At 45.4% G+C, this 13,979-nt stretch carries 12 protein-coding genes; all 12 read right to left on the bottom strand.

What is annotated here, in order from left to right; genetic code table 11:
* Nucleotides 1–82: 82 nt before the first annotated feature.
* Complete coding sequence (gene rlmH / locus FQV26_RS00245) at nt 83–562, bottom strand: 23S rRNA (pseudouridine(1915)-N(3))-methyltransferase RlmH (RefSeq protein WP_142830272.1); 480 nt, start codon at nt 560–562, stop codon at nt 83–85.
* 89 nt (nt 563–651) lie between these two features.
* The gene (locus FQV26_RS00240; RefSeq protein WP_146555375.1) at nt 652–816 is read right to left on the bottom strand and encodes a CxxH/CxxC protein; all 165 of its coding nucleotides are present in this window, start codon (nt 814–816) and stop codon (nt 652–654) included.
* Between the two features lie 525 nt (nt 817–1,341).
* A complete protein-coding gene (locus tag FQV26_RS00235; protein WP_146555374.1) occupies nt 1,342–2,550 on the bottom strand; it encodes a S1C family serine protease in 1,209 nt (402 codons plus the stop codon).
* Nucleotides 2,551–2,748: 198 nt separating this feature from the next.
* Nucleotides 2,749–3,537 (bottom strand): MBL fold metallo-hydrolase, encoded by a 789-nt coding sequence (locus FQV26_RS00230; RefSeq protein WP_146555373.1) that lies wholly within the window; start codon nt 3,535–3,537, stop codon nt 2,749–2,751.
* Between the two features lie 12 nt (nt 3,538–3,549).
* Nucleotides 3,550–4,359 (bottom strand): two-component system regulatory protein YycI, encoded by an 810-nt coding sequence (locus FQV26_RS00225; RefSeq protein ID WP_146555372.1) that lies wholly within the window; start codon nt 4,357–4,359, stop codon nt 3,550–3,552.
* A complete protein-coding gene (locus FQV26_RS00220) occupies nt 4,346–5,680 on the bottom strand; it encodes a YycH family regulatory protein (RefSeq protein WP_261384231.1) in 1,335 nt (444 codons plus the stop codon). Before FQV26_RS00220 ends, FQV26_RS00225 begins: the two co-directional genes overlap by 14 nt.
* Nucleotides 5,671–7,497 carry a cell wall metabolism sensor histidine kinase WalK gene (gene walK / locus FQV26_RS00215; RefSeq protein WP_146555370.1) on the bottom strand — a complete coding sequence of 609 codons (1,827 nt, stop codon included), beginning with the start codon at nt 7,495–7,497 and terminating at the stop codon, nt 5,671–5,673. The genes FQV26_RS00220 and walK overlap by 10 nt, the downstream gene beginning before the upstream one ends.
* Before the next feature lie 4 nt (nt 7,498–7,501).
* Nucleotides 7,502–8,209 (bottom strand): response regulator YycF, encoded by a 708-nt coding sequence (gene yycF / locus FQV26_RS00210; protein WP_146555369.1) that lies wholly within the window; start codon nt 8,207–8,209, stop codon nt 7,502–7,504.
* 561 nt (nt 8,210–8,770) lie between these two features.
* Entirely contained in the window at nt 8,771–10,057 is a 1,287-nt protein-coding gene (locus tag FQV26_RS00205) for an adenylosuccinate synthase (protein WP_146555368.1), read from the bottom strand.
* A gap of 131 nt (nt 10,058–10,188) precedes the next feature.
* Nucleotides 10,189–11,544, bottom strand: coding sequence for a replicative DNA helicase (dnaB, locus tag FQV26_RS00200; RefSeq protein WP_146555367.1), 1,356 nt, complete (start codon nt 11,542–11,544; stop codon nt 10,189–10,191).
* 12 nt (nt 11,545–11,556) lie between these two features.
* On the bottom strand, nt 11,557–12,006 hold the full coding sequence (rplI, locus tag FQV26_RS00195; protein WP_146555366.1) for a 50S ribosomal protein L9: 450 nt from the start codon (nt 12,004–12,006) through the stop codon (nt 11,557–11,559).
* Nucleotides 12,003–13,979 (bottom strand): DHH family phosphoesterase, encoded by a 1,977-nt coding sequence (locus FQV26_RS00190; protein ID WP_146555365.1) that lies wholly within the window; start codon nt 13,977–13,979, stop codon nt 12,003–12,005. The genes rplI and FQV26_RS00190 overlap by 4 nt, the downstream gene beginning before the upstream one ends.

The raw sequence follows: 13,979 nt of genomic DNA, 5'->3' as shown, positions 1-13,979 counted from the left end.
TAAGTCTACTTTAAATTTAAGGTATAAAAAATACGGAGAAGGGTTATTTATCGCCCTTCTCCGTATTTTTTTAACGCTTTATTTACTTATGATAAGGCTCACCCTTCATTATCCGGAAAGCCCGGTACACCTGCTCCACCAAAATCAATCTCATCAACTGATGCGGAAACGTCATCTTCGAAAATGACAGTTTTTCATCCGCCCGCTTCAACACTTCATCATGCAGCCCCAAAGATCCGCCAATCACAAAGACGATTTTGCTGCGGCCGTAAGTCATCAGCGATTCGATGTCTTTCGCCAACTGTTCGGACGTTTTCATTTTGCCGTCAATCGCCAGCGCAATAACATAGGCATCAGGCGATATTTTCGCTAAAATCCGTTCGGCTTCTTTCTTTTTGACGATTTCCATGTCCGCCTCGCTCAATTGTTCCGGCGCTTTTTCATCTGCCACTTCTATTTCATTGATTTTTGTATAGCTTCCGAGCCGTTTTGTGTATTCTTCAATGCCAGACTTTAAATATTTCTCTTTTAGCTTTCCGACACTGATTATTGAGATATTCACATGTTATCCCCCTTCACAATAAATTTACAAACAAGTTATACACAAATGTTATACACATATCCACAGCATTTCCTACATATTGTGCCCGATCAAGCGTTTGCCACAAGATAAGTCGCAGCCTCTTTACAGTAGTCACACGCTGTGGACAACTTTTCTATTTCTGATAATTCTGTAAGTATGGGATAGCTTTTTGTTTCCGCTACAAACATGTCTAACGCATGCTCCACGTGGGTTTTACAGCATTTAATCTCCATTTTTACCACTCCTTTCGATTTCCGAATATTCCACATAGTTATACACATTCTATCTTCTTTTATCCACAACCCATTTTAACAGAAGAAAAGACCTACGGATAGCGAAGCTTTTCTCCCTCTGTGGATTGTTAATAAGATATTAAGCAGAAATAAGTTATCCACACACCTTTATTGCCAGTCTTGAATATAACCATCTGGATTTGTCTCTCAAATTCTCACATTTGAATAGTATTACGCGAAAGCTTAACCTCATATTCATAAATCTCTTTCAAAATTTTATATCGGTTCTATCTAAGTACTAAATTTTTTACGAAACTTACAATCTCTAGAAGAAAGAACGTAAGGCGGCGGTTATATAAGTAAACGGGTCATGATAATACTGCTCCTGCATCGCTACGCTAGCTTCGTCGCAAAGGTAAAGGCCGAACTACCTTCGGCCTTTACCTTGTACGCCTGGAGTGATTTCTTAAATTCAACACCAAAAAACCCGCATAGAATAAAAACTCTACACGGGCTGCATCTTTTTTATAAAGCTGAGTTATCCACAAGCTCCAATTCAAACTCCATTAACTCTCCGTCGCGATAAGCACTTACCGTCATCGTATCGCCGATTTCCTTTTCATTGTACAAATGCTGGCGCAATTCGATGATATCCGCTACCGGCACACCATCCATCTCCACAATAACGTCAAACTGCTCCATGCCCGCTGCTGCTGCCGCTGATCCTTCTACCACTGAATTGACCACGACACCCTCTGTAACGTCTTCAGGCAAGTTTAACGTCTCTTCCCGGTCTACACGAGGCACTTGGATCAAATCCATCAAGGTAATGCCCATTGACGGGCGAATCATTTCTCCATTTTCTTCAATTGAACTGATAACAGGCATCGCCGAATTGATCGGGATGGAAAATCCGATGCCTTCTACAGACGATGTGGCAATTTTCATTGAGTTGATACCGATCAGCTGTCCAGCCAGATTGACCAATGCACCACCACTGTTGCCTGGGTTGATCGCCGCATCTGTCTGCAGCACTTCAGCCTGCCAGTCTTCCTGGCCATCGCCGTTTAAATCCACCGGAACTGCACGGTCCGTCCCCGATACCACACCGGTCGTCACTGACCCGGAAAAATCCAAACCAAGCGGATTTCCGATGGCAATGACCGTCTCTCCTTGTTTCAAGGCGTCCGAATCACCGAATTGTGCAACTGCCTGCACTTTGGCTCCATCCATTTCAAGAACGGCAAGATCGGTCCAAATATCGCTGCCTACTACCGTTGCTTCAACTTTGGAACCATCCGACAGGGTTACTTCAATGCCGCTGGCGCCGTCAATCACATGATGGTTGGTGACTACATGGGCCGTACCGTTTTCGTTTTTATAAATCACTCCAGAGCCTGTCCCAACAGCTTGTTCCTGTTCGGCTTGAGGCGATTGTGACCAAAAATCCCCGGCTGTTTGAAGATTAGTGACTCCCACAACAGCATCCGCCGCAATCTCGACCGCTTTTGTTACATCCGTGGTGATGTCAACCGAAACTGATTCAGAGCGTCCTTCAGACTCCTGTTGAACGATTTGCGTTTCATTGCCATTGTCAGGTATTAAGCCAGGCATCGAATAAAACAATAACCATACCAATAAAGCACCTGCTGCTACTCCCGCTGCCCCTGCAGCAAATGCACCCAAACGGCTCGGTTTCTGCCTGCCGTTCGGCGTTTGATTGTAATAGCCCATTGCGTTCATCCTTCCTCATTTTCTATCTCTTTACCCCGCTTCAACACTCTATAAGACTCAGCGGGAATAAAGTTCCCTGATTGAAGTTTCTCTTTAACCTTAGTTTAGAAAGTTCAAACAGACAAAGCAAGCTGGAGGAACCGTGTTCATTTTTTAGACAAAAACAGCCGGAAGCTTTTCGGCTTCCGGCTGATGTTATTACACAAGAACTAATTTAGTTGGGACATTGGCATCGGTATCGAGAAGATCTACGTACTCGCCTACGATGATGCCTTTTGTCTGCAAGGTCTGCTCGACGCTCATACGCGCCAAATCCTTCATATTGTTGTCTTTGCTCAAATGCGACAAGTAAATGCGCGTCGGCTTTTCAGCGAGCACTTCGCTCATGGCCACTGCTGCATCTTCGTTTGAAACGTGGCCGACGTCGCTTAGAATCCGTCGTTTGACAGACCACGGATAGCGGCCCATTTGCAGCATGCCGACATCATGGTTGCTCTCAAATACGTAGGAATCTGATCCCTGGATCACGCCTTTCATTCGGTCGCTGACGTAGCCGGTATCGGTGATCAGCGACAGCTTGCGTCCATTCGCATGGAAGACATAAAACATCGGGTCTGCCGCATCGTGAGAAACAGCAAATGATTCAATATCCATAGAACCAAAAGTTTTGATGGTGTCCATCTCGAAGTGGAAACGCTGCTCTGTCGGAATCGCTCCGACCAAGCCGTCTATCGCTGTCCAAGTTTTGGCATTGGCATAAATGGGCACCTTATGCTTGCGTGCCACAATTCCGAGCCCTTTGATATGGTCACTGTGTTCATGTGTAACCAGTATGCCATCCAAGTCGCTCATTTTTTTGCCGATTGCTGCAAACAGTTCTTCCATCTTGCGACCGCTAAGTCCTGCATCAACCAAAAAGGAATGTTCCCCGTTTTCTATATAAGTGGCATTGCCGCTTGAGCCGCTGGCTAATACACTGAATTGCATAGCAAAATCTCCTTATTGTTCTTCCTCTTGTTGTTTGTTCAACTCGATAACGCCGTCTTTTACTGCGTTTACGAAATAGTCCTGGCGGCTGCCATCCGCAAGCTCTGCTTGAATATGCCAGGTCGGTACAAACATTTGCCGATTATCAGATACTTGAACATGCACCGAATAACCCAATTCTGTTTTAATAATGGTCGTTTCACGTTCCAGCATGTTTTTTTGGTAAAGCGTATGAATCGCACGAATTGGGGTCACCAATTTTTTGGGCTCTTGATTTTCGATAATATCGGTGAACATCGTTTGTTCGTACCGAATGATATTGCCTTCACTGTTCCAGTAAACTGTTACTTTTCCATCCTTGCTCAAATAAAGAACATCGTCATCGAAAGACTGAAAAAAGACTGCTTTGTTTTGTTCACTGTCAATTTCCCATAGTTCATAGGAAGTACCTTGATGGACGTTTTCCTCAACGAAAGAAGTCAATGCTTCGGCACTTTCGGCTTCACCTGTCAGCGAAACAGGCTTTTCATAGGCCACCAATAGCTGTTTGTCGCCTTGAATATTGACCTGAACATTTTCTTTCGGTGCTTCTTTAGCCGTGAATACTTTTGTTTCTCCGCGGATATAAGGCTTATCTACAATATTCTCCGGTAGATTCGGATAAGTGATTTCATCGACACTCATTTTTTCTTCTACCGAAGATTCCGAAAGAACTTCTGTGTTTTTGGATTCCGTATAACGGTCTAAATACAAAGAATACAGGAAGACGTTCAAAATGGAAAAGACAATGATAAAGATGGTCTTGGTTTTATTCCAATCCAAGTATGCTCCCTCCTGTCAATTCACTCGTCAGTTCTGTCCAAACACCATTTATTCTGAAATACCAGGCTGGTTCAAAAATCATCACAGAATTTCCTTCGCTTCTCGTCAATTTATAAGCAGGTGTAATATCCGTTACAGCCGACAGGTCCTGATCATCCAGTTGTCCAAGGGCATTCAGAACATTTTTACCGGATGCCAGTACTGCCGTTCTTTTTTCCAGTTCGTAATCCAGCTGATACATTGGACGAATATAACTGTAAGCCTGTTCTTCACCCGAATCAGAACCCCACGTAATGTCCAAGCTCGTAGTTGTGGTTGTGCTGAAAACCGGCAAGTCGGCTACATATAATTGATATTTGATTTGCTGAGTCACTGAATTCATTCCGGCATAGAAATACTTATCCGTCCATCCGCCATGGGCATTAATGTAACCAAAAGAATCGAACAACAAATCTGAAGGAATCGCCGGATCCGTGGTTTCAGCTTTCGGCTGGATGTAGCTGATGCTTTTGGTGCCTGAATTTTCTCTTATAAAGGCGCCGGTATCATCCATGTATTCCTGCGTCGTTAAATCTGCTGACAGTCCCAATTCTGGACTGTCCAATAAAGCTTCAGCAAATAGCGATGTCGAGGTGTCATCCACATAATAATTAACGCTTTCTCCCTCAAATTCGCCTTCCTGTACATAAATCGGCAGTTCGCCAATTTTGTCATTGGTAACATACTGCTCATATTCAGCAGCCTCACTCAAAATTTCCGCCTGGAATTGCCTTAAATCTTCTGCTGGAATAGCAGCTTTGTAAATTCTTCCCGATAAGGTATTGATGAAATAAAGAGCCGGTCGATCATTAGCGGGGGCTTCCCATTCGATGACAATCCGGTCAAATGATGATTCGGGAATAGCTGTATCCACAATATTCGTGATCGAATCAAATACAGGGAAAGGCACCAGTCCAGGATAATAGATGACTGCCCGGTTCGAGCTATGCATATAAGATTCTAGGGTGTCAGGAGGCGCTTCTTCCTGCACCACTCTCACATCCTGAATCTCCCATAACTCTAAAGCATCAATCAATGTTTGAATATTGTCTTGTTCGATCGTACCGGTCGCTTCATCTTTATTATGGAACAGCAGTTTTACGGGTCGAACAACTTCTTCTGTATTCTTGGTTTCTGCTATTGGCTCGTCAACAGTAGTTGATGGCTCAATGGTGTCGTGTGTAGGCGTGAAGGTCCAGATAGTAAAGGTCAATGCTAGACTAAGCAGGATTAGTAAAAGCAACGCAAACGATTTAATTTGCTCTACGTATTTCAATCCCACTCACTCCCATCGTCCATCTCGAAAGGCAAGGTAAAGAAAATAGTCGTCCCTTTTCCATACTTGCTCTCCGCCCAAATGACGCCTCCGTGTGCATTGATCATTTCTTTTGAAATGGCCAGTCCTAAGCCTGTGCCACCCATTTCACGGGATCGGGCGCGGTCGACGCGGTAAAAACGATCAAAAATGCGGTCTACGTTCTCTTTCGGGATCCCCATCCCTTCATCACTGATCTGGATCAATAAAAACCCTTCTTCAACAGTCATGGTAAAACGTATTTTGCCGCCTTCCGGAGAATATTTCAACGCATTTGATATGATGTTATCAATCACCTGTGTCAGCTTATCTGGATCGATTTCCACAAAATACTGCTCTTTTGGCAAATGCCGTTCAAAGCGTACTTTTTGTGATTTCGACATTTCAAAACGATCGATGATACGGTTGAAAAAGACGGTGAACTCAACCATTTCCTTGCTCATTTCTGTTTCACTGGAATCCATTTTCGATAATTTCAGCAAGTCGTTGACAAGTCGGATCATCCGCTCTGTTTCCGTCTGTGTAACGTTTAAAAAGTTTGGCGCCAAATTCGGATCCTGCCATGCACCATCAGCCAAAGCCTCTAAATAACTCCGCATGGTGGTCAAAGGCGTCCGCAATTCATGCGACACATTGGCCACAAATTCGCGGCGTTCCATATCGATTTTTTCCTGCTCTGTGTTGTCATGCAGAACTGCAATCAGCCCGTTGACAAAGCCTGTTTCTTTTTGGATAACTGAAAATGTCGTCCGCAATAATGTGCTTTGTTCGTGCGAACCAAAATCTAGTGTGACAGCTTCTTTCATGTCAATCAGATCTTCAAACGTATATTCTTCCTCCAGCCCCAATATGCTTGTTACTGGCCGGTTAATGACCGTTTCACGTGAAACATTCAGCAACTGAAGTGCAGGATCGTTAATGAGGATAATTCGGCCTCTTCTATCGGTGGACAGCACCCCATCCGTCATATTGGAAAGAACGGATGCCAATTTGCGGCGTTCACTTTCTGTAGACTGCTGGGATTCCTGCAGCCTATTTGTCAGGTGGTTGAAAGCGCGGGCCAGCTGGCCGATTTCATCATCACTATAAACGCGCACTTTGCGCGAGAAATTTCCTTTTGCCATTGCTTGAGCCTGCCTCCGCATATCCGCAATCGGCCGTGAAATTGTTTGTGCAACTAAAATACCTAAAATTGCTGTAATGACCAGAGATATGGCGGTACCAACTGCAAGAATCGAGTTAATGTCATCCATTTGATCATAGACATTCTCAATTTCCGCTACGACGTATAAAGTCCCAAGAACTTCTCCACCCGCTGCCACAATCGGCTGGGTACGCACCCAAATACGCTCTTCGCTTTCCTCATCAACATAGGTCTGCTCCATTTCAGTTTCCCCGACGATTGTTTGCCTCACCAGGTCGTTTGTCGAACGTTGACCGACCAATGACTGGTTTTCGATGACCGAAGATGCCAGGATGCTGTAGCGCGTGTTGACGACACGTATTTCATTGATATCATCCGACTGAAAACCATATAAAACGGTGCGCAAGGTCTGTTCAAGCGTCAAATCTTCATCTGTACGCTCTTTGATCATTTCTTCCCGCACACTGAACTCGATAATTTCCATTCGGTCTTCAATAGAGCTTTCAAAGTTCCCTTTCAAGGTTTCTTCAAGCTGTTGGGCAAAATAAAGTCCAATAATCTGCATCGCCAACAGAATCAACAGAATATAGATTAAAACAAATTTTACATGTATTGATTTTAAAACATTTACTTTTGACATTCAGCTACTCCTGTTCGGGATTCCGCAAATAATACCCTACGCCGCGTCGCGTCACGATCCATGCTGGATGGCTTGGGTTGTCTTCGATTTTTTCACGCAGGCGCCGGATGGTAACATCCACTGTCCGCACATCGCCGAAATAATCGTATCCCCATACAGTCTGCAGCAAATGCTCGCGCGTCATCACTTGGCCGATATGCTTCCCGAGGTAATGAAGCAATTCAAATTCACGGTGAGTCAATTCAATAGTTTCTTCGCGTTTTAATACAAGATAAGCATCCGGTTGGATCGTCAATGATCCTACCTGGATATCGTTCGAATTCTGGCCTTCTTCTTCAGCTGGTGCAATGTTTTGGCGGCGCAAATTCGCTTTGACGCGCGCAATCAGTTCGCGCGTAGAGAAAGGCTTTGTGACATAATCATCCGCGCCCAATTCCAAGCCAAGAACCTTATCAATTTCCGAGTCTTTTGCCGTCAACATGATAATAGGAAAATCAAACTTCTTCCGGATTTCGCGGCATACTTCCATGCCATCGCGATTCGGCAGCATAATATCCAACAACATCAAGTCCGGTTGGATTTCTCCCGCAATCTTGATCGCTTCATCTCCGTCATAAGCGCACACTACGTTAAAGCCTTCTTTTTTTAAATTAAATTGCAGAATATCCGCAATCGGTTTCTCATCGTCTACAACCAAAATGGTTTTGCTCATCATTATTCTCCCCTTTTTCTTCCCGCTTACACCCTATTTTCCTTGCCGTTGCACACTCTTAACTACCCTATACTTTATCATTGTTCAAGCCTTTTCGCACCTATCAGCGGCTAAGCCCTTGCTGCGCCTTAGGAAACCTGGAATAGTCTCCATAAGGTTTCTTGCAATTACCTGCTTTCAGCCTCTCATTTTCATACTTCCGTGTTTCTTCTTACTTACAGAAAAATAGTAAACCGTAAAAAGCAGCCGCCTAAAGGCGACTGCTTGATGAAAACAGTAATGATAAATTAAATAGTTTACTCGTTATTAGATTATTAGAAATAATAATTTTATCATGATGTAAACACTTAGCTTAGCTATGGAGCATAACAACCGAGACTCCCGCGGGATAGCGAAGTGCCGAAATCCACTCGGACGTTAAGGCCGAGTTAGTTCGGCGCAAGCCCTTGGTAACTGGCACCGCGACGTCCTGTCGCGCCAGTTGCATGACCCACATCCTGTGGGCCCGAAAGCGGAGTTGTTATGCGTAATAGCAGCCGAATTCCCTAGTGCAATTAAAAATTATCTCCAAACACTTGTGACAATATTCGTTTGGTTGCGGTCAGGACCGACAGAGAAAATCGAAATCTGTACACCTGTCAATTGAGCGATGCGCTCAAGGTAATGGCGTGCATTGGCAGGAAGTTCATCCAGCGATTTGCAGCTTGTTACATCTTCCGACCAGCCTGGAAGTTCTTCGTAAACCGGCTCGCAATCCGCAAGCATACGCAAGTTCGCTGGGTACTCTGTGATCAATTCTCCCTGGTAACGGTAAGCTGTACAAATCTTCACCGTCTCAAGGCCTGTAAGCACGTCAATCGAGTTGACAGTCAAGTCTGTCAAGCCGCTGACGCGTCTTGCATGGCGCACAACAACGCTGTCAAACCAGCCGATGCGGCGCGGACGTCCAGTCGTTGTGCCGTATTCTTTGCCGACTTCACGGATCTTTTGACCCACTTCATCGAATAATTCAGTCGGGAATGGTCCGTCGCCAACACGTGAAGTGTACGCTTTACATACACCAATAACGTGCTGAATGGTCGTCGGTCCAACACCTGCACCGATTGTCACTCCGCCTGCCACTGGGTTGGAAGACGTTACAAACGGATAGGTTCCTTGGTCAATATCAAGCATAACGCCTTGAGCGCCTTCAAACAGGACGCGGCGGCCTGCGTCAAATGCATCGTTCAATACTTTTGACGTATCCGTTACGTATTTTGCGATTTCCTGGCCATATTCATAATACTCTTCCATAATTTCTTCTACAGTAAATCCTTCTGTCTCATAAAATTTCTCGAACAGACGATTTTTCTCTTTTAAGTTCATGCGCAGTTTTTCCTCAAATACAACGTGATCCAATAAATCCGCCATGCGAATTCCGACACGAGCTGCTTTGTCCATATAAGCAGGTCCTATGCCTTTGCCTGTTGTTCCAATCTTATTCGCTCCGCGGCGTGCTTCTTCCACTTCATCCTGCTTGATGTGGTATGGCAACAAGACGTGTGCACGGTTGGAAATGCGCAAGTTCTCCGTTGTCACTCCACGATCGTGAAGGCCTTTCAATTCTTTCACAAGCGCTTTCGGATCCACGACCATGCCGTTTCCGATTACGGATGTTTTATCCTTATAGAAAATTCCTGAAGGAATCAAATGCAATTTGTACGTTTCTCCACCAAAAATAATGGTATGTCCAGCGTTGTTCCCGCCTTGGTAACGTGCAATTACTTCTGCATGTTCAGATAGAAAATCAGTGATTTTCCCTTTTCCTTCGTCTCCCCATTGCGTTCCTACTACTACGACTGATGTCATCGTCCGCACCTCCGTTAGGCATATGCCCTATCTCAAACAGTGTTTATTGTACCAATAGAACCGTCAATCGTCAATACAATATAGAAGAAAACACGAACATATAAATGTGTTACCACATTTAATGTTCGTGTTTAAAAGTCTCCGCCAGATTCGTGCTGACTCCAGTCGATCGTGACGAATTTATTGTATTCCTTCACAAACGCCAGCTTTACCGTACCGGTCGGACCGTTACGCTGTTTGGCAATAATGATCTCAATCATGTTCTGGTCTTCAGTTTCCTTGTCGTAATAATCTTCGCGGTACAGGAAGGATACGATATCGGCATCCTGCTCAATACTTCCGGATTCACGCAAATCCGACATCATCGGCCGCTTATCCTGCCGCTGCTCCACTCCACGTGATAGCTGCGACAAGGCGATAACTGGAACTTCCAGCTCACGCGCCAGCCCTTTTAGGGAACGGGAAATATCCGATACTTCCTGCTGGCGGTTTTCGCCGGATTTACCAGGTCCCTGAATCAATTGAAGATAATCGATCATGATCATGCCGAGGCCGTATTCCTGTTTCAGGCGGCGGCATTTTGCACGGATATCATTGACCCGGATCCCCGGCGTATCGTCGATGAAAATTCCGGCATTCGACAAGCTGCCCATGGCCATCGTCAGTTTGCGCCAATCCTCATTTTGAAGCGCCCCTGTCCGCAGCACCTGTGCATCGATATTGCCTTCCGCACAGAGCATACGCATGACCAGCTGTTCAGCACCCATCTCCAGACTGAAGATGGCAACGTTCTCGTCTGTTTTTGTCGCCACATTCTGCGCGACATTCAAAGCGAAAGCCGTCTTACCGACAGAAGGCCGTGCAGCTACGATAATCAAGTCATTCCGCTGAAACCCTGCAGTTACCTTATCGAGGTCACGGAAGCCCGTAGGAATGCCTGTAACGTCTCCTTTGCGGGTATGCAGCAATTCGATGTTGTCATACGTCTTGACCAGGACATCTTTGATATGGGTAAAGTCACCGGCCTTTTTCCGGCTCGACACTTCCATCATTTTCTTTTCCGCTTCGGAAAGCAACGCTTCCACTTCATCTTCGCGTGTAAAGCCATCTTCCACAATCGTAGTCGCCACCCGGATAAGGCGGCGCAGCAGCGCTTTCTCTTCGACGATATGAGCGTAATGCGCAACGTTTGCGGCCGTAGGAACGGCATTGGCGATTTCCGTCAAATACGATAAGCCGCCAACGTCCTCCAACTCTTTTTTGACAGAAAGTTCTTCTGTCACAGTCACCACATCAATCGCTTTTCCCTGATCCGATAAATTCAGCATCGTCTGGAAAATCTTTTGATGGGCAATCCGGTAAAAATCTTCCGCCATCACGATTTCAGCAACCGTGATGAGAGACGGCGGTTCTAAAAAGATGGCGCCAATGACCGATTGCTCGGCTTCATGGTTATGCGGGGGGACACGATCTATCGTCTCGTTCATCGGTCTCCCACCTTATGCTTCTTCAGTAACATGAACTCGAAGCGTAGCGGTCACATCATGATGCAATTTTACCGGGATATTGGTGTAGCCAAGCGCACGGATCGCATCGTCCAAGTCCATTTTGCGCTTATCCAATTTGATGCCGTGTTTTTTCTCAAGTGCTGTCGCTACCTGTTTGGTGGTGATCGATCCGAAAAGGCGTCCGCCTTCTCCGGATTTAGCCGTCAATTCAATTGTCAGGCTTTCCAGTTTTTCTTTCAGCTGCTCAGCTTCCTGGCGCTCCTGATCTGCTTCTTTTTGCTCTTTTTTCTTTTGTCCGTCCAATTTGCTGATCGTTGCTTGGTTGGCTTCAATCGCTAAATTGTTTTTCAACAGGAAGTTATGCGCGTAGCCATCTGCTACGTTTTTGATTTCACCTTTTTTGCCTTTGCCTTTAACGTCTTTTAAAAATATCACTTTCATTCGTTTGTTCCTCCTTCATCATCTTCCATAATGACCGCTTTCAACTGTTCAACGGCTTCGTCTATTGTTGCATCCGGCATCTGGGTGGCAGCATTTGTTAAATGACCGCCTCCGCCGAGATTTTCCATGATAATCTGGACATTCACTTCACCAAGCGAACGGGCACTGATGCGGACGCCGCCTTCTGCACGCTCCGCCACCACGAAGGACGCGTTAACGTCTTTCATCGTCAGCAAGATGTCTGCTGTCTGTGCAATCAACACTGGGCTGTAAACGCGGTCAGGGTCGCCTTTTGCGATGGCAATTCCGTCGCCGACAAATTCCACTGTTTGAACAATTTTCGCACGTTCAATATAGGTTTCCAAATCTTCTTTCAAGATGCGCTGGACAAGCACCGTATCGGCCCCATTCGAACGCAGATAAGAAGCGGCTTCAAATGTCCGGGCACCTGTCCTTAATGTAAAGCTCTTGGTATCTACGATAATCCCAGCAAGCATCGCTGTTGCTTCCAGCATAGACAGTTTTTCGTGTTTTGGCTGGTATTCGATCAGCTCGGTCACCAATTCGGCTGTTGATGAAGCGTAGGGCTCCATATAGACCAGCATGGTATTGGTGATAAATTCTTCGCCTCTGCGGTGATGGTCGATCAACACAACCCGTTCCATCCGCTGCAGCACACGCTCATCAATGACCATTGAAGGCTTATGCGTATCTACGATGACGAGCAAGGAATGCTCCGTCATATCCGCCAGCGCTTCTTCAGGCGTGATGAACTGCTCAAACAGCTCAGGATCTCCTTCAATTGCTTCCATCAGCCTCATGACACTGCGGTCATATTCATCAAAGTCAATGATGATCCGGCCTTTTACTTTGTTCATGGCGGCCATTTTGGCGACACCTACTGCAGCGCCGATAGAATCCATATCGGGCATTTTATGGCCCATAATAAAGACCTGATCGCTTTCCTCAATCAAATCACGCAGAGCGTGTGAAATAACACGCGCCCTGACCCTTGTTCTTTTTTCAACAGGGTTGGTCTTGCCGCCGTAAAATTTCACTTTTCCGCTCGGATGCTTAATGGCAACTTGGTCTCCTCCGCGCCCGAGAACCAGGTCCAACCCTGACTGAGCCAGACTGCCAAGTTCAACCAGCGATGCAGAACCTGCACCCACCCCGATACTCAAGGTCAATGCCAAATTATCTTTAGCGGTGACTTCGCGGATATCATCTAAGATAGCGAATTTCGACAGCTCCAGCTCTTTTAAAATCGACTCATTAAAGACAGCCATAAAGCGGTCAGACGAAATGCGTTTTACAAAGATTCCTTGATCAGCACCCCATTTATTTACAAGTGAAGTTACCAGACTGTTTAAATTACTGCCTGTCTGATCATCCATCCCTTGTGCAAGTTCATCATAATTATCAATGAATAAAATACCAATTACTGTACGGTCTGCATAATACAGCGTTTCGATTTCCACTTGTTCGGTAATATCGAAAAGATAGAACAAGCGGTCGTCTGTCTTGTAATACACGCGGTATTTTCTGTCTCCCAACGTAATGGTAAGCTCTTTCGTTTCTTCAGATTTCACAAGCGTATGGAAATCATCAGACAGTGTATAAAGAGATTCGCCAATCAGCGTATCGTATTCGAGTGTCGAAGTCATAAAGGGATTGGCCCATTCAATATCATATTTCTCATTGACCAGCAAAATTCCGATCGGCATCTCGAGCAGCGCTTCTTCCCCGACCTTCTTCATTCGATAAGATAAGGTTTCAATATGTTTTTCGGTGGCTTCATAGACTCTTCTTTCCGTCACCCACGCCATACTAAAAGCCAGCGCGTAGAGCAGCGCAAAAATTCCAGCTGCCCATTCCGACCAAAATGAAATCAGAATCGCTGCGGCCATGCCAAGTGACAACAGCGCGATAAGCGGATATCGAAGTTTTCTTTTTCTAAAAAAAGCCGACAT

Origin of the sequence: Planococcus sp. CPCC 101016, assembly GCF_007859295.1 — a bacterium.
Taxonomy (GTDB): domain Bacteria; phylum Bacillota; class Bacilli; order Bacillales_A; family Planococcaceae; genus Planococcus.
The sequence above is the reverse complement of the archived record's forward strand: the minus strand, read 5'-3'. Positions and strand labels throughout refer to the sequence as shown.

Bases quoted from the DNA above. Each gene is read 5' to 3' on its own strand.
- FQV26_RS00240 (WP_146555375.1), bottom strand. From the start codon at position 816: ATGGAGATTAAATGCTGTAAAACCCACGTGGAGCATGCGTTAGACATG.
- yycF (WP_146555369.1), bottom strand. From the start codon at position 8,209: ATGAGCAAAACCATTTTGGTTGTAGACGATGAGAAACCGATTGCGGAT.
- FQV26_RS00205 (WP_146555368.1), bottom strand. From the start codon at position 10,057: ATGACATCAGTCGTAGTAGTAGGAACGCAATGGGGAGACGAAGGAAAA.
- walK (WP_146555370.1), bottom strand. From the start codon at position 7,497: ATGTCAAAAGTAAATGTTTTAAAATCAATACATGTAAAATTTGTTTTA.
- FQV26_RS00230 (WP_146555373.1), bottom strand. From the start codon at position 3,537: ATGCAATTCAGTGTATTAGCCAGCGGCTCAAGCGGCAATGCCACTTAT.
- dnaB (WP_146555367.1), bottom strand. From the start codon at position 11,544: ATGAACGAGACGATAGATCGTGTCCCCCCGCATAACCATGAAGCCGAG.
- rplI (WP_146555366.1), bottom strand. From the start codon at position 12,006: ATGAAAGTGATATTTTTAAAAGACGTTAAAGGCAAAGGCAAAAAAGGT.
- FQV26_RS00235 (WP_146555374.1), bottom strand. From the start codon at position 2,550: ATGGGCTATTACAATCAAACGCCGAACGGCAGGCAGAAACCGAGCCGT.
- FQV26_RS00190 (WP_146555365.1), bottom strand. From the start codon at position 13,979: ATGTCGGCTTTTTTTAGAAAAAGAAAACTTCGATATCCGCTTATCGCG.